Below are 16,846 nucleotides of genomic sequence, written 5' to 3'. Positions count from 1 at the left end.
TACCATGTAGAAACAACGATAATGAGTAAGACAATTAGTATAAGTTCTACGATGTAGCGAAACACGGAAATTTCGACATTTCGGATTAATGCATGTCTGCTAGTTCGACAGATTGCCGATTCGTGTGGGACTTTTGGTTTGTGATATAATTTCGTTGAGTTGGTACATTTTTCATTCATTCAACAAGGGGGATATTGCATGGCAAACTTAAAGGCAGACGAACAAATTGAATTGATGACACCGTTAGAAATGATGGACGATTGCCTTGCGGGTTATGGTGATGAATTAACGAGTTTGGCTATTCACAAAGTTGTTCAACACGTTTTCGGTATCAATTTAGAATTGGCACCTCTTTTACCTGACCGCTATCGTGGTTCAAGCGTTGTACCCTCAACTAGAGCCTTGATGGATGAGTATATCACTCAATACGGCAAAACGATGACGGGTGACGAAGTTCGGGTGATGATCAATCACTTTTTAGGTATGAATTTAGTTGGCATTGCTTCACTTAAGATGTCCGGCATTTCGTTGTATTCCAAAGGGCAATGGATTGTTCAACATGACACCGATTTAGTTGTTGTCGATACGGGAGTTGGCGATGTAGATGTACGTATCTTTCCAACGGACTATTTCACGGAAAAAACCGGAGAGATTGATTTGCCTAGCGACTTACAACATTCTTTGACACAACTCGGTTATACCCGTGATGGGAAGACGGGACACTATTCGTATGTAAATCCCACAGGAGAAGCGGTTCACAATTCTTTTAAAAAACAAACAATGGACATGCTTATTGAAACAATTCGGAGATGGAGCACTGATGTTTAATCAGATGAGGACAGGTACATAGCCTGTCCTCGTCTTCCATCTATTTTATTTTCCGAACGACGATAGGAATTTCACACGGTCGCCCATGGGTGGAACGGTTTCATCGACCAAAACGATTTCCAAGATGGAAGGTCCATCTACTTTGAGTAAGCTATTTACGACGTCTTGATGGAGATCGTCCATAGATTCAATTCGCGCACTCGGGATATTCATAGCCGCCGCCATTGCGGCAATATTAACAGGTTCTTGTCCAAAAGAAGCATGCGTGCGTTTGTACTGCTGGGAATGGCCATGGTAAACCATTCCTAAACGAGCGTTATTCATAATGACGAACACAATCGGCAATTTATGCTCTTTGGCCGTCAGTATTTCCATGCCGTGCATGAAGAAACTGCCGTCGCCTGTTATACAGACAACTGGACGTTCAGGTTCGGCTAATTTTGAGCCGATTGCTGATCCAATGCCGCTTCCCATGGCACCAAAGTGGACATTAATGCTATAGGTATCGGAAGCCAGCACATTCATATGGTGAATGACGTAAGCCATGTATTCGCCGATATCGATTGTGTAACGCGTCGATGCTGGGACGAATTTTTGGAGTTGCACTAAGACGTTTTTGGTGTTGTATTCGATTGCATCTTCACTCTTTTTATCCTGTTTTACTACCTTCACACTTTTCTTCGTTAGACCAAGTGCCTTTAATTCCTCAATTAATACTTGTACACTCCACTCGATATCACCTAGCACTGGGATATCAATGGCATATTTCCGGTTAAAAACGGTTTCGTCAAAGTCCATCTGAACTGTAAAACGGTCTTTTGTCAGATTGGCATTCCAGTTATTTGTTGCTGTTTCACCTAAACTTGAACCGATGACTAGCAGTGCCTGGCTGTCGCCTTCATTGATGAGCAAAGAGGCTTCTTCGTGCCCCGCAAACCCGAACACGCCTACGAGTAAGGGGTGATCCTCTTGAATATAGCCTTTTGCCACCGGTGTTGTCATGATTGGCCAGTTTAGTAGTTCCGCCAGTTCGATCACTGATTCAACAGAATTTCGAATTCCTTGTCCCACAAATAGATAGCCATTTTCTCTATTCACTAGCTCTTTGGCTACGGTTCTAATCGTGTCGCGGTTCGGTTCAATCGGCGCTCTAAGGGGAAAACGCGGAATTTCAAGCGGTTCTATTTCCTCAAGTTGGACATCAATCGGCATAGCGATGTGAACAGGCCCCGGCACGCCGGATAGCGCTATTTCAGTTGCTTTCACCACTTCTTTCAATAGGTCCTTAGCGTCCGTAATCGTTACACTATACTTTGTCACGGAACGGAAGATGGGTTCAGCATCCAGTTCTTGAGACGCATTTAATCCGACGGTGTTAACTGGAACGGCACCGGTTAGGAACAATACAGGCAAATGTTCCCGCATGGCATTGGCAGCTCCTGTTACAAGATTCGTTCCGCCTGGTCCACTGCAAGCGATGCATACGGCAAGTTCTCCCGCATATTTTGCATAAGCCGCTGCCATATAAGAAGCTGCCCCTTCATGCTTTGTTACGATAGGTGTTATTTCGGGCGTATCATACAGTTCGTCAAAAAAAGCATTGACTGAACCGGCGGGTATGCCAAAAACATGCGTAACCCCATTGTCTTTTAAATAATCTACAACTGCGCGTACTGCTTTCATATGATTCCTCCTTGGTTTATGAGATATTTTTGTTCGAATTCTTCTGCATTCATTGGCCGATCGAAGTAAAAGCCCTGCATTAAGTAACAATTTCTTGAAGCCAAAAACTCTGCCTGTTCTATGGTTTCGACGCCTTCCGCAATGACATCAAGGTTTAGATTTTGAGCCAGCGTAATAATGGTATTTGTAATCGCCGCACTATTATCGTCTTTTCGTAATTCTGAAATGAATGATTTATCAATTTTTAACAAGTTAATGGGAAAGTCCTTCAAATAGCCTAGTGATGAATAGCCCGTACCGAAATCATCGATGGCTATTTTGATGCCGATTTCTTTTAACTGCTCCATCGTTTTTAACGTTAACGCTGAATTTTTAATGATTTGGTTCTCCGTGAGTTCCAGGTGTAAAAATTCCGGGGATAACTCGACTTTATCCAAAATCGTTTTTACAACCATAAACAAATCATTTTTTTCAAACTGACGGACGGATAAATTGACGGCCACGCTGAGCCGTGGATAACCCTGGTTCTGCCATTGCTTCATTTGTCTGCAGGCATTCTCAAGCACCCATTCGCCAATAGGGACGATCAAACCCGTTTCTTCTGCTATCGGGATGAATTTGTCGGGCTGTATCACCCCCTCAATTGGATGATTCCATCGGACTAACGCTTCCACGCCGACAACTGTTTTCGTTTTATAATTAATTTGCGGTTGATAGGCAATAACGAGTTCCTCATTATCAATGGCCTTATACAACGCGTTTTCGATAATCAGACTTTCAAAAGTGACCGTATCCATACCGGCTTCATAGAAGTGGTAGCTGTCCCCCGCCAGTTTTTTAGACTGATACATCGCAATATCCGCATTTTTTATCAACTGTTCGGCTGTATCCCCGTTTTCTGGGAATAGACTGATCCCAATGCTGCTTTTAATGTAGACTTCAGTTCCTCTAAGTGTGAAAGGATCGACGAATTCTTCATTGATGCAGTTAATGACTTTTAACACATCAATTTCATTTGTAATACTTGGTAAAAAGACGATGAATTCGTCTCCGCCTTGCCGCGACACCGTGGCACCTTTCGGAATACAGGCGGCTAGTCGTTTTGCCACATAACCGAGCAGCAAATCCCCATAACTATGTCCAAGTGTGTCATTGACAGTTTTGAAACGATCCAAATCCATATACAAAACGGCCAATTTGCCTCCATGTTTTTTGGAATAAGTCAGCCCTTGTTCCAGTCTGTCTTTTAACAGAATCCGATTCGGCAAATTTGTTAAGCTATCGTAATAGGCATGGTATTTTATCTCTTCTTCCATCCGCTTCCTTTGCACGATGTCTTTAAACGTCACGACGTACCCGACAATTTCGTCACTCTCGATAATGGTGGAAATGACGTATTCAACCGCTAGGATGGACTTATCTTTTCTGATAAAGCCGCCTTCTGCACTGTACTTCTCTTCTTTTTCTTCTATAAAAGCCGATACTAAATCCAGGTCTCGCGATTTGGTTTTATTGAAAATAATTTTGTACGGTTTTCCAATCAGTTCGCCTTTTGTTTCATAACCCAGCATCGATTCACCTGCCGGGTTACAAAATGTAATTCTCCTTTCCAGGTCCAAACCGAATATGCCTTCCCCTGCCGAGTTAAGAATAAGCTCTTTTTCGCGGCTTAGGTGCTGCAGCTCTGTCACTAAGTCTTCAAGTTCCTTGTTTTTTTCCGTTATTTCCGACGTTCGCTCTTCGATAATGACTTCCTGCTTTTCCATATACAATAAATTCGACAGCGTAGAAGCAGTTGCATCAACAATTGACTGTGCAAGCTGTTGGTCGGCAACTGAATAAACCATACCTGTCTCCTTTAAATCGACGACGGCAATGACACCTAAACCTTCGCCCATTGACACTAATGGAAGTAGAAACATTCCTTTAATACCAAATTCACGGCAACCGTCGTGGTTTGTTCGTTCATCCGCAAAAACGTCCGGAATGAGAAGCGCTTTTTTCGTACGGAGGACTTCCTGTAGCGCAGCATCCGTACTGGCTTCGATTTTAGTTTTGCCGTGGGTCTCCATCCAATCTTCTTCCGTCCAATCACTGTCCTTGCTTAAGTGCGCAGGCTTAATAAGACGTTCTGAGGAAGGATCAAGTAAGTGCACCCCAACATTGTTATTATTCAGCACTTTTCCAACGTAGAAAAAGCATTTCTCAATCCCCTCTTGCATCGACGAACACATGGATAGATCTCGCGTCACATCCAGCAGTAATTGCTTTTCGGCAATCAAGTTTTCCTTGCGCGTTAAATTCGCCGCGTTTTGAATCGCGACAGCAGCCATATTGAGATACGCCTCAACCGACTGAATCTCAGACTCTGTTAAGTTCATAGGGATTCCATAGTCGAACAGAAAAACAAGGCCAAACAGTTCAGATTCATAAGAGATCGGTAGCGCCAATAATGATTTAATCTTAAAGGCATTAACAGCTCTTGGATCGGGACGGTTGTCCTTATTTGTATCGGCTATATAAATCGTTTGCTGCGTCTCAATGACTTCTTTTGCCAACAAATCGTATTCCGTTTCAATGACCTGCATATCGAGCGTCATTCCATTAATGATTGCCGGTTTCCCAACCACCCCCCTGAATGTTCCGTCCTCCTCCGGCAAATAGATGCCCACTGAATCGCATTGAACGATTTCTTCAGAAATGGCGGTTACGACCACTTCAAGTACATCCCGTAATTCGAGTTTCGTATTGATTAACTTCGTGATATTAGCAAGCCTGGAATATCTCGTTTGTTCTTCCACTTTAGCTACCCCTTTCTACCTTGTTGTACTTTATAGTTGTGTTTCATCGGATGATTTTTGGTATTTTCTTAATAATACCACGGGGAGGGTGGTTTGTTGGATATTTTCGGGGTTTTTGGGCGGTTAATGGGTATCTTCGGGCGGTTGGAGGCGATGTTTGGGCGGTCGCGTGTGGGGGGTGGGCGGTCGCGCGTCTGGATTGAGCGGTTGAAGGCAATATTCGGGCGGTCGCGCGTAAGCGGTTGATTAAAAACAAAATGAAGATTAGCTATTGATACAGATAGCCAATCTTCATCATATATCTATTCTGAAGCCGAACAACAGATTCCATCAAATGAACTTCTTCACCTAGTAACGCTCAGTATTTAAAGAAGCCTTCTCCTGATTTCCTTCCGAGACGTCCGGCGCGTACATATTTTCTGAGTAAAGGAGCTGGGCGGTATTTGGAATCATTTGTTTCGTTATAAAGCGTTTCTACGACAAAAAGCAACGTATCCAGACCAATCAAGTCAGCTAGTGCAAGTGGACCGATTGGGTGACCCGCTCCAAGCATCATCCCTTTATCAATGTCTTCCGCTGAAGCGATTCCTTCCGACAAGACAAAAATCGCTTCATTAATCATCGGCGTCAAAATGCGATTCACAGCAAACAATGGTGCTTCTTTTACTGAAATGGCGACTTTATGGAACTCTTCAGCTAGTTCATGAGCGGTTTGGAAGGTTTCGTCACTCGTTTGTTCGCCTCTGATGATTTCAACCAATTCCAAAACAGGGACGGGATTGAAGAAATGCATGCCAATCACCTGTTCACTTCGACTAACTGCACTCGCCATTTCAGTAATGCTTAGCCCAGACGTATTAGAAACAAAAATGGTCGAAGGCTTACATATTTGATCCAGTTCTTTAAACAGTTCTTTTTTAGGCTCTATCTGCTCAATAATTGCCTCTATGACAAAGTCTACATCTTTAAGGTCTTCTATTGAAGTAGTTGGCTGAATGCTGTTTCTGATTTGATCGGCTACTGATTGATCTATTTTCCCTTTTTCTACATTGCGCTTTAACGTCTGTTCAATTCGCTTAATTCCTCGGTCAAGACCCTCTGGATTTTTATCCAACAGAATTACTTCATGACCTGCTTCCGCTGCTACCTGAGCAATCCCATTGCCCATTGTACCTGCGCCAACTACAGCAATTTTTCTTATCATACTGTCACTCCTTTTGTTACTCTTTTAAAATGTCTTGGTTATTCTGTTGCTTTCATTTAAGAAATTCAGGCTCTGCTAAGCAGGGCGACCCCGTCCTCATACTCCTTAATTAGCAATTCCACAATTTCCTTTGTTGTTTCACGTTTCGTAACGGTTGTTACACCTTGACCCGCGGACCAAATATCGCGCCAGGCTTTGACGTCCACCAAATGCGTTAAATCTACATCATCTTTTGGTTTGAGTGTTGCTGGGTCAATGCCTTCTTCTATAATGCTTGGAATTAGATAATTTGCATGGACGCCGCTAAATGAATCTGAGTAAATGATGTCCTCAATTGTTGAATCGATGACCATTTGTTTGAATTCCTCTTGTGCGCTGCTTTCTTCTGCCGCTAAGAAACGCGTACCCATATAGGCATAATCTGCCCCCATTAACTGTGCAGCCGCAATGTCTGCGCCTGTTGAAATGGTTCCTGATAATATGATTGTCCCCTTATAAAAGCTTTTTACCGCTGCAATAAATGCAAATGGATTTAATGTCCCACCATGGCCCCCTGCACCAGCGCACACTAAAACTAGGCCATCTACTCCCGATTGCGCCGCTTTTTTCGCGTGTTTCACATGTGCCACGTCTGAATAAACCAGACCCCCATAGCCATGAACGACTTCTTTCACTTCCCCAGGATGCCCGAGCGAAGTAATGACAATTGGAGGTTCGTATTTCCGAATTAATTCCAAATCATCCTCATAGCGTGTATTTGTTTTTTTATGGCAAACAAAGTTCACTGCCCAAGGAATATCATTTAACCCTTCATTCACTTCTTGTAGCCATTCAGCACATTTCTCTATTGGACGTGCATTTAATAGAGGGAATGAGCCAATGACGCCTGCTTTTCCTGCCTCAATCACCATTTTTGGTGTAGAAACTAAAAACATAGGGGCAATAATCACAGGGATTTTAAGCATTTTCAAGCACCACTGCAATGCCTTGTCCGCCGCCAATGCACAGGCTCGCCACAGCATACTTCGCGTTACGCCGTTTTAATTCATAAGCAGCTGACAATAAAATCCTTGTGCCACTTACGCCTACTGGATGTCCCAGTGCAATCGCGCCGCCATTGACATTTGTTTTCGAACGATCGAGTCCCAACTCTTTTTCGACGGCTAGGTATTGTGCTGCAAATGCTTCATTCACTTCCACAATATCCATATCTTCAATGGTCAGATTCGCCCGTTTTAACGCTTGTTTGATGGCCGGAACTGGACCTATTCCCATAATTGTTGGATCCACGCCAACGACTCCCCATGAAACAATACGTGCGATTGGCTTTAATCCATTCGCTTGTACAGCTTTTTCACTGGCGACAACAACGGAAGCTGCGCCGTCATTAATCCCAGAGGCATTTCCGGCTGTTACCGTTCCCTCTTTTTTAAATGCAGGTCGGAGCTTTGCCATTCCGACACCATCCACATCCGGTCTAATATGCTCATCTTTGTCGACCAACACTGTATTTCTGCGTGTTTTCACTTCAACGGCAATAATTTCCTCAGCAAACAAGCCGTCCTCAACTGCTTTCGCTGCACGTTGATGGGACTCGACGGCAAACGCATCTTGTTCTTCCCTAGAAATCGAATACTGTTCAGACAGTTTTTCTGCCGTCATGCCCATACCGCTTCCTGTGTGTTGATCTGTCAATGTCGCCGTTAACATATCTTCAAATTGTAAATTTCCTAGCTTCGAACCACTGAAACGTTGTTCGAAATTGGCGTACGGAGATTGCGACATATTTTCCGCTCCACCAGCTAAAACAATCTCTGCTTCACCCAATAAAATATGTTGTGCCGCTGTTACTACAGATTGCATACCCGAACCGCATAGTCGATTTAACGTCAGTGCAGGAACTTCTTCAGGAACGCCCGCTTTTAATCCAATGTGGCGCGCAATATATGCGGCCCCTTTTCCTGTATGAATCACATTGCCATAGATGACATGATCGACTTGTTCAGGTTGCACATTCGAGCGCCTCAATGCTTCCACTGCGGTTGCTGTACCGAGCTCCGTCGCACCTACCTTCGCAAAAGATCCGCCAAACTCTGTAAATGCCGTTCGTGCTCCATCGACGATGTATACATTACTCATATCCCATCTTCCTCTCCCCATAACTCACAATTTCCTGTGAGTTTTATTTCCCCATTGAATCGACTATCTCAAAATTCCCTATATCTATAGTTGCTTTCACGTATTACCTATATCGCTATTTATCCAATTTCATCACGCACTTCATATAGAATCTGACTCACGCCTTTGCTTCAACTTTCGGCCAAAGTGTGTGCTTCAACACTTTTCCGGATGCATTTCTCGGCAGTTCATCCAAGAACTCCACTTCTATTGGCACTTTGTACTTCGCGAGTTGTGTTGCACAGTAGTCAATAACCTGCTTTTCAGTAATCGATTTACCCTCTTTCATCACTGCAAATGCTTTTGGTACTTCGCCATAAACTTCATGCGGCACACCGACAACTGCCGCTTCCAACAACTCTTGAATTTGATACAATACCTCTTCCACTTCAACTGGATAGACATTTTCTCCACCGCGATTGATCATATCTTTTTTCCGATCAACGATATATAGGAGTCTATCTTCATCAAATCTCCCTAAGTCGCCCGAGTATAGCCAGCCATCTTTAATCGCTTGTCGGGTTGCTAACTCATTTTTCAAATAACCTTTCATTACTTGTGGTCCTTTGACGACAATTTCCCCCACTTGACCAACCGGAAGCGGCTTTCCGTATTCATCAACTACTCTGATCTCAGTTTGCGGAAGTGCCTCTCCTACCGAACCTATTTTTTCAAGTGCAAGATGATCTTTTAATGTCGAAGCGGCTGGCGCATTTTCCGTTTGCCCATATAGATTTTGAACTTTGACATTCGGGAAAGTTTCCTTCAATTTCTTTACTAATTCATAAGGCATCGGAGCTGCACCGTATGCAAATAATCGAAGTGTTGGAAGCTTCACATCATGAATGTGAGGTAAGTTCAAAATGATTGTGTACATTGCCGGTACACCAAAAAACATTGTCGGGCCTGCCCCTTGTAACAGGTTAAGGGTTTGGACTGTGGAAAATGCTTCTTCGATAATGATTGAACCACCTTTATACGTTACCGGTACAACAAAAACATGACTTGCCGCACAGTGGAATAATGGCGTTGAGACTAGCATTCTATCCCTATCCGATACACTCATTGCTTCTGACCAAATCTCTGCAGTCGCAAGAATGTTTTGATGTGTCAACATGACACCTTTTGGCTTGCCTGTTGTGCCCGAAGTATACATAACAACGGCTGTGTCGTTTGCATTTAATTGGACAGGAGAAAATTCCAGGGAAGACTCTTCTAAAATACCCCCTTGTAGTTCTCCCCCGTCAATTGTTAATTTATCTTGAAATACGTGTTCTATTTCATTAATTACTTGTTCAATCCGTATATCATAAATGAGTGCTTTTGCTTCTGATTGATTGCAAATATATTCTACTTCAGGAGTCGCTAATTTCGTGTTGATGGGCATGACAGAAAATCCACCTAATTGAATACCGAAGTAACATACAAGAAATACATCTGAATTCAGTGAATACAGCGCAATAATATCATCCTTTTTATATCCTTTAGATTGAAAGTAAGCGGATACTCTTTTCACTTTCTCGTAAAATTCGCCATATGTCCATTTGCGTCCGTTATAAAAAGTGAAGACTTTACCCGGTTGATTTTCAGCATATTTTGCTAAAACTTCTGGCATGAACATTTCTTCCCATCCCCTCATTTCAATAATTTAACAATGTAATCTCCAAAGTAGGTTTTTAACTCATCTTTCGGGATTCTTCCACTTGGGTTATACCACTGTTGAATCCAGTTCATCGCGCCGAGTATCATCATTCTTACGATGATTGTCTCTGTTGGGTGAAACTCCTTTGAATTGATACCCCTTTCGATGATCCGATCGAATAACTCCGCGTAATCTTTACGAAGTTTTAAAACCTCTTCTAATTGATCCGCGTCGTAGATTTGTTTAGGTTCCAAAATCATATTGAATGTCTCTTTTTCTTCAATTGCGTAATCTATATGCATTGCAATCATTCTTCGAAGGACTGCTTCTGCCGACCCTTTTCCATCTAATTCATTTTCAAGTTCAATCGTTGCTTGAGAGAGTACGAAACTATGACATTGGTACATCAAGTCGCTCTTACTTTTAAAGTAATAATACAAAGAACCTTTCGTCATCAAAAGCTCTGCTGCAATTTCCTCCATCGTCGCTCCATCATAGCCTCTTTGATTTACAACAGTGATTGCTGTCAATAATATCTGTTCTTTCTTCTTCAATGTTCTTTTCTCAGAGAGTTTCATTTTTCCACCTCTACGCAAGCGTTTTCATTTCGGTAATGGTTTTTTGGATAGAACCTTTTTGGATGGTACCTTCTTGCTATTTTATATTTTTACATTTAATCGTTGTTAAATTGACTGATAATTCTAACCTTGTAGTTATTTTAGCAATCTACAAATTAGATTGCAAGTCCTTTTTGAACATTGTTTGAATTTTAAATTGAAGTTCAAATGTGTGTGTAACGGGCGGTTGGAGGCGATATTTGAGCGGTCGCGTGTGGGGATTGGACGGTTGATGGTGGTATTCGGGCGGTCGTGTGTGGAGATTGAGCGGTCCAAACTGATTTCCGGGCGGTCGCGCGTAGAGATTGAGCGGTCCGATTTCTCGTGGCAATCCTCACTCCAAAGTGCACTTTTCAGTTCTCCTTGTCTCTCCGTTGTTCTACTTTTGTGTAGTGTTGGTACACTTTAGTGTAGTGCTGGTACACTTTAGTACCAGCTCAATGTTCTTTTGAATGTACTTCTATTAGAAGAACTCTTATCATCATTTGCGTTTGGGTGGGTATTAAGTAGCAGAATAATCTTAAAACGATAAAATATATGCTAATAGTACAAAAATAGAACCTCCCCAACCGCAGCAGGTGACGTAATATTCAACCTAAGTTGGTTATACTGAACTATATAAAGTCAGCGAGGGAGCCCCCCACCCCCCACTGATGGTTAGTTGACTCATTCGGGCATTTATGGGCAGTGGGTTCCCTACTGTTGTTTTCATTCCCGAGAATACTAGACGTGGGGATCGAAGAATATAATGAGCGGAAACTGTGAAGTACATCCTCCATGTGGGCACCTTGGATGTATGGAGTTATTGGTGCAACCGGCCTGATTAGAGTTGGACATTATGTCCAATTCAGTCGGGTTTTTATTATGATGGGAGGAATGAGTGGTATTAATAAAATCCTAGATAATAAGGTACAAGCGTGCAGTACGTCAGGACCCTCTTTTGCTTTAGGACAGGCTTATGTCGATGAAATTATTCGTGATGAACAGAACCGTATTGCCAATGAAATCCATGATAGTGTCTCGCAAAGGTTGTTTGGTCTGTCTAGTTCCCTGCTTAGTTTGCAGATGAACGGTCAAGATATGACTTCTGATGAATTGAATGAAGAGTACCAGTTTTTATCTCAGTCGGTGAATATGACCATTATAGAACTTCGAACAGCTATCTATCAACTCAGTTCCATCAAGGAAGGCGAGAACGATTTTCTTATCCGCCTTAAAAGTTTTTTGGACGAGTACGCACGTCTCGTTGATGTACGGATAGATTACCAAATTACGGGTGACGAAGCGTTTATTTCGGAGGAATTAAAGCAGGCGCTTTATCGGATTATTTCTGAAGCGTGTGGCAATGCGGTTCGTCATGGTGAGTGTACTGCCATTGAACTAAGGTTGTTTTTATTGGAAGAGAAAACGGTTTTGGAAATTAAGGATAACGGGATCGGCATTAATGTAGACACGTACGAGAGTCAGCAGGAAAAAGGAATCGGTCTCGCTAATATGAAAGATAGTGTTCGTTCTTTCTTTGGTACATTTTCAATTGGTGGATTACAAGGCATTGGAACAGAAATTCAAATTGAAATTCCCAATTTAAATATGAAAAATGAGGTCATCGGATAATGCGAATTGTTAGTGTTGACGATCATCCACTGGTTAGAAAAGGGCTAGCGTCAATCCTTTCTTCAGACGATGCAATGGAAATTGTTGGAGAAGCAACGAATAGCCATGAGGCGCTTATCCTTTTTCGAACAGCTACGCCTGATTTAGCGATTGTCGATCTTCGATTAGGGAAAGAATTCGGTTTGGATTTGATCGCAGAAGCGAAACAACAAGGCATCACTTGCAAGTTCGTTGTGCTCACTTCATCAATAGATGCGCTCGATTTTGAACTAGCCAAACAAATAGGTGTCGATGGTTATATTTTAAAAGAGGCATTCCCTGAGGAACTCCTTCACGCTTTGCGAATTATTGACAAGGGCAGGAAGTATTATGACCCTGGGGTGCTTGACTTTGTTACGAAGTCTGAAGTGCCTGTTGAGGAAGACGTACATATCGAACAGCTGACTCCAAAGGAAAAGGAAGTCTTGCTTGAACTCGGCATGGGCCATTCCAATAAGCAAATCTCACAGGCATTGTATATCACCGAGTACACTGTAAAAAAACACGTATCCCAGGTCTTGGCGAAATTGGATTTAGCTGATAGGACGAATGCCGCGCTGTATGCCAATGTGAAGGGGCTGGTGACTTATCATGCGAATTGAGTGGGTTAACGGGTGAAAAAACGTCCATAGACATTTTCCATTCGGGCGGTCGTGGGTGGGATTTGAGCGGTCCAAAACCATATACGGGTGGTCGCGCGTGGGATTGAGCGGTCCAAATCGTGATTCGGGCGGTCGCGCGATGGGTTTGAGCGGTCCAAAACGATATTCAGGCGGTCGCGCGTGGGATTTGAGCGGTCCAAACCAATATTCGGGCGGTCGCCCCTGTGCCGTCCTCCGCAATTCAACTACAAAAAAATCGCCTACACGGAAAATACGTGTGGACGATTTTTGTAGACTATTTTATTGCCTATTTCTCAAAACTCACTAAACCTAACACCATTTCCATCGATTTCCTGCAACAGTTGAATCTCTTCTTCCGTCACTGGGACAAACTCTTCAAAGTCCTCATGTTTTTCGACGGCAAATCCTGTTTTTTCGATGACTTCATCGAACGTAACTGTTGGAAATAGGGACAACAACTTCAAACGCTTATCTGTTTCAGATATTTTGAATACACCGAGTGGTGTGATGACGATTTCTGTATTTCCGGCAGCTGTGACTACGTCGAGCTTGTCAACAAGCCCTCGTTTGTCGTGGGTTGTTTTCCACAAGATGCCTCTTTTCACTGTCGGAAGCAATGCTGCACTTCCCGCTCCGCCTGGTAAACGGACTTTTGGTTTATCGAAAGTACCGATTGCGCTTAAGTTTAATCGGCCTTGGCCGTCAATTTGTGCGCCGCTTAAAAAGGCGACATCCAGTCCACCGCGTGCCGACAAGTCGAAAATATCCGAAAGTGGAAAATCGACGATTGCGCCTTCACTTAACGATGCATCCGCTGTCGAAACGCTTGAGTAATTCGAAGGTTTCGCGTCCACGCCGCCTGCGATACTGAGATAGACGGCGTTTTTAGCGTGCAATCTTTTCGCCAATTGAATGGCGATTGCTGGCATCGGTGAAGCGACACCATGGAAAACGCGCTCCCCGTCATTAATGAGCCGCGCCATGGCCACTGTTATATAATCACCCGTTTGTAAGTTAGACATGCGTGACGGCCCCCTTTGCCTGTTCCAAATAGCTTGCGGGATCTTTTAGATAGCTAGCCACTTCAACTTCATCAATTGCGTAAAACGGTGCACAACTTCCCGGCGCCGCCCCTTTCTCAGCAAGGACAACACTTTCAACAAGGAATCCAGGAATTTGCGGTTTATTTTCCCAACTAGCTGAATCAATGATCTTTTCTGCAGTTACAATTACTCTTTTAGCTGCTTTGACCATGATCAAGTCTTCAAACAATGCGCCATTTACATAGGCATTTCCATTTTCATCAGCGATATTGGCATGGATAATGGTGACGTCAGGCTGTAATGCTGGAACGACAGCTGTTTCTTTATTGGTAAATGGACAGGTTACGTAACGGACCAATCCTGTCAGTTCAGGTAACTCGCTTCCTTGAAAGCCATTGATTGGCTGGAAAGGAGCGCCGTAAATGCTTGCCCGAAGACCAGCGATTACACTAGCGCAAGCGTGTTCATGGACGGTAATTTCTCCATTTTGAACGCCTTTTCGGTAATTTTGTGCCAGACCGAGCATTTCAAAACCGATATAGCCCGCGTACACCGAACGGATTGATTTTGCCAAAGCAAGTAAATCGATATCGAGTGCACCCGCTGTTTTAATGATTGAAAGGTCTTTTTTCTCCTGCCGAATTAATTCCACAACAAAAGCGAGCGGAGAGCGATGCAATGCATTACCACCGAGTGCTAGCAGTGAGCCATCTGTAATTGAGGCGGCTGCCTCCTGTATAGATAATTGTTTAGACAAATCAAATCCCCCATTTCAACTGATTTAAAATCACCCTATTACAATCCCATCAGGATCCAAAGCATACAATGTATCCAGCTCAAGTTTGGTCGGTGCATCAACATACGTCCAATCTTTGCTAATTGCGATTGGGAAACTGCTTTGCTCCTGCACGTCGTCTAGCGTAAATCCTTTGAACAGTTGCAGTAATGTCATTTTCTTTGTTTCATCATCAAATCCGTAAATCCCTAGCTGTGTAATGACACGGTATGGGCCTGTATTCGCTGGCAATCCAACTTTTTCCCGCTCGCCTTTGCCTGTTAAGTATCCCGGGCTCGTTAGGAAATCGAGTTCAGCGACAAATTTCTTACGGTCTTGTCTCATTAAAATAATTGTCCGTTCACATAACGAAGCGATATCCGCTCCTCCGCCTGAACCTGGGAGTCTCACTTTTGGATTTTCCCAGTCACCAATGACGGTTGTGTTTAAGTTCCCATAGGCATCAATCTGTGCTCCGCCTAAAAAGCCATAACGGATCCAGCCTGCTTGCGCTAAACTCATGACGTAGTCCATCGAACCTACTGTTACGCCGTTTTCATATGTTAATGATTCACTTACTTGAATCGGTAATCTGCCGGTTGGTTTCCCACCGACACCGCCTCCTTCATAGACGAGTAGAATGTCGGGTGCGTGCGTATTGAGTGCTAGCACGGATGCGAGTAACGGCATCCCTGTTCCAACGAAAACAGCCGTGTCTTTCGGCAATACGCGAGAAGCCGCAATGATCATTTTTTCAGTTTCAGTTGCCATCTTTACCCTCTCCTTTTCGCTACTTTTGGATATGGTGCCAGTTTCTTTTCGATCTTTTTCAATTGATTCACAACACGGACGCCGCCGATTTTTTCCAAGTACTGAAAATGATCTTTGCTTCCGTGGACGTATGTTTCCAAGTAATCTGCAACGCCCTCATCTGATACAGATGCGTCGAGCCAGATTTGCCAATGGTCTTCATCGAATGAATACAAGCCTGGAACTTGATTTGGGTGGGAACCGTATGGGGTTTCGACCACCGCATCAACGACGAAATAAGGAATTTTCGTCAATGCCGGATCATTCTGGATGACTTCATCGTGCACGATTTCTTCCGCAGTGATCAAAACGAATTTCGCAGCATGTGCAATTTCGATGTCTTCCGCGATATTGCCGTCTATTTGACAATTGCCGTACCGATCTGCACGATGGACATGAATGATGGCTACATCTGGATAGCATGCCGGCAAGAGTTCCACGGGTTCATTGGTAAACGGGTCAACAATTGTTTTAGAACCGCTGTACTGCAATGTATCTGTTCCAAGAGATGACCTGGTCGGATAAAATGACAGTCCTTTCATCGCAGCTGTGAAACGCCATTGGAATCCTGCATTCGTCGTTTCCGATAGGACTTTAAGTCGTCCCGATTCGACCGCTGCTCTTGCAGGTCTGGCCAATCCGCGCACTTCATCCGCAAATCCGTAAGATACTTCTGCTTTCGTTACGTTGCCTGATGCCGCGAGCAATTGCCAGTCATGCTGAGATCCTTTCGTTCCGATTGTTAGGTCTCCAACTTTTTGGCGAATGATTTCGTGGACTGCCGCAAGTGGGTTACGAACAGAACCCATGCCGCCGAATACGACGTAATCGCCTGCTTTGACACCGCGCGATACCGCCTCGTCAATTGTCGTCAACTTATCTCTTTTCACCATCGATTTACGCTGTTGACGGAAAGCCCTCATTTCGTCTGGGTGCGCCCATCCGTATAACTTGGATGAAGCTGTTTCTTGTGTAGTAGTCATTTTTTA

Annotated in this window: 14 protein-coding genes and 1 riboswitch; of the genes, 3 read left to right on the top strand and 11 right to left on the bottom strand. The window is 43.6% G+C overall.

What is annotated here, in order from left to right; genetic code table 11:
- Positions 1-198 precede the first annotated feature (198 nt).
- A complete protein-coding gene (locus AC1TO6_RS15165) occupies positions 199-828 on the top strand; it encodes a hypothetical protein (RefSeq protein WP_482102460.1) in 630 nt (209 codons plus the stop codon).
- Positions 829-873: 45 nt separating this feature from the next.
- On the opposite strand, the gene AC1TO6_RS15160 is transcribed toward AC1TO6_RS15165, so the two are convergent.
- From AC1TO6_RS15160 to AC1TO6_RS15130, 7 genes are all read right to left on the bottom strand, one after another.
- Complete coding sequence (locus AC1TO6_RS15160; RefSeq protein ID WP_482102459.1) at positions 874-2,511, bottom strand: thiamine pyrophosphate-binding protein; 1,638 nt, start codon at positions 2,509-2,511, stop codon at positions 874-876.
- Positions 2,508-5,312 (bottom strand): sensor domain-containing phosphodiesterase, encoded by a 2,805-nt coding sequence (locus tag AC1TO6_RS15155; protein ID WP_482102458.1) that lies wholly within the window; start codon positions 5,310-5,312, stop codon positions 2,508-2,510. The genes AC1TO6_RS15160 and AC1TO6_RS15155 overlap by 4 nt, the downstream gene beginning before the upstream one ends.
- A 358-nt stretch (positions 5,313-5,670) precedes the next feature.
- Positions 5,671-6,516 carry a 3-hydroxyacyl-CoA dehydrogenase family protein gene (locus tag AC1TO6_RS15150; protein WP_482102457.1) on the bottom strand — a complete coding sequence of 282 codons (846 nt, stop codon included), beginning with the start codon at positions 6,514-6,516 and terminating at the stop codon, positions 5,671-5,673.
- 65 nt (positions 6,517-6,581) lie between these two features.
- A complete protein-coding gene (locus AC1TO6_RS15145; protein WP_482102456.1) occupies positions 6,582-7,481 on the bottom strand; it encodes an NAD(P)H-dependent flavin oxidoreductase in 900 nt (299 codons plus the stop codon).
- Complete coding sequence (locus AC1TO6_RS15140) at positions 7,474-8,655, bottom strand: acetyl-CoA C-acetyltransferase (protein ID WP_482102455.1); 1,182 nt, start codon at positions 8,653-8,655, stop codon at positions 7,474-7,476. Before AC1TO6_RS15140 ends, AC1TO6_RS15145 begins: the two co-directional genes overlap by 8 nt.
- A gap of 157 nt (positions 8,656-8,812) precedes the next feature.
- The gene (locus AC1TO6_RS15135; RefSeq protein ID WP_482102454.1) at positions 8,813-10,315 is read right to left on the bottom strand and encodes a class I adenylate-forming enzyme family protein; all 1,503 of its coding nucleotides are present in this window, start codon (positions 10,313-10,315) and stop codon (positions 8,813-8,815) included.
- 14 nt (positions 10,316-10,329) lie between these two features.
- Positions 10,330-10,914, bottom strand: coding sequence for a TetR/AcrR family transcriptional regulator (locus AC1TO6_RS15130; protein ID WP_482102453.1), 585 nt, complete (start codon positions 10,912-10,914; stop codon positions 10,330-10,332).
- A 784-nt stretch (positions 10,915-11,698) separates the two neighbouring features.
- Positions 11,699-11,780: riboswitch (cyclic di-GMP riboswitch) on the top strand.
- Between AC1TO6_RS15130 and AC1TO6_RS15125 the strand changes: the two genes are divergently transcribed.
- Positions 11,746-12,567: a sensor histidine kinase gene (locus AC1TO6_RS15125; RefSeq protein WP_482102452.1), complete on the top strand. Its 822-nt coding sequence runs from the start codon at positions 11,746-11,748 to the stop codon at positions 12,565-12,567. It overlaps the preceding riboswitch by 35 nt.
- Positions 12,567-13,208, top strand: a complete 642-nt coding sequence (locus AC1TO6_RS15120; RefSeq protein ID WP_482102451.1) for a response regulator — start codon at positions 12,567-12,569, stop codon at positions 13,206-13,208. The genes AC1TO6_RS15125 and AC1TO6_RS15120 overlap by 1 nt, the downstream gene beginning before the upstream one ends.
- A 314-nt stretch (positions 13,209-13,522) precedes the next feature.
- Here AC1TO6_RS15120 and AC1TO6_RS15115 read toward each other — a convergent pair whose 3' ends face one another.
- From AC1TO6_RS15115 to AC1TO6_RS15100, 4 genes are read right to left on the bottom strand one after another with little or no spacing between them, the layout of a single operon-like run.
- A complete protein-coding gene (locus AC1TO6_RS15115) occupies positions 13,523-14,251 on the bottom strand; it encodes a CoA-transferase subunit beta (RefSeq protein ID WP_482102450.1) in 729 nt (242 codons plus the stop codon).
- Positions 14,244-15,029 (bottom strand): CoA transferase subunit A, encoded by a 786-nt coding sequence (locus AC1TO6_RS15110; protein ID WP_482102449.1) that lies wholly within the window; start codon positions 15,027-15,029, stop codon positions 14,244-14,246. The genes AC1TO6_RS15115 and AC1TO6_RS15110 overlap by 8 nt, the downstream gene beginning before the upstream one ends.
- Before the next feature lie 30 nt (positions 15,030-15,059).
- Positions 15,060-15,818, bottom strand: coding sequence for a CoA-transferase subunit beta (locus AC1TO6_RS15105; RefSeq protein ID WP_482102448.1), 759 nt, complete (start codon positions 15,816-15,818; stop codon positions 15,060-15,062).
- A gap of 2 nt (positions 15,819-15,820) precedes the next feature.
- Positions 15,821-16,840 (bottom strand): CoA transferase subunit A, encoded by a 1,020-nt coding sequence (locus AC1TO6_RS15100; RefSeq protein WP_482102447.1) that lies wholly within the window; start codon positions 16,838-16,840, stop codon positions 15,821-15,823.
- Positions 16,841-16,846 lie beyond the last annotated feature (6 nt).

The organism is Sporosarcina sp. Y352, from assembly GCF_056786535.1.
Note: the sequence above shows the minus strand (reverse complement) of the source record. Positions and strands in the feature narration are given on the sequence as shown.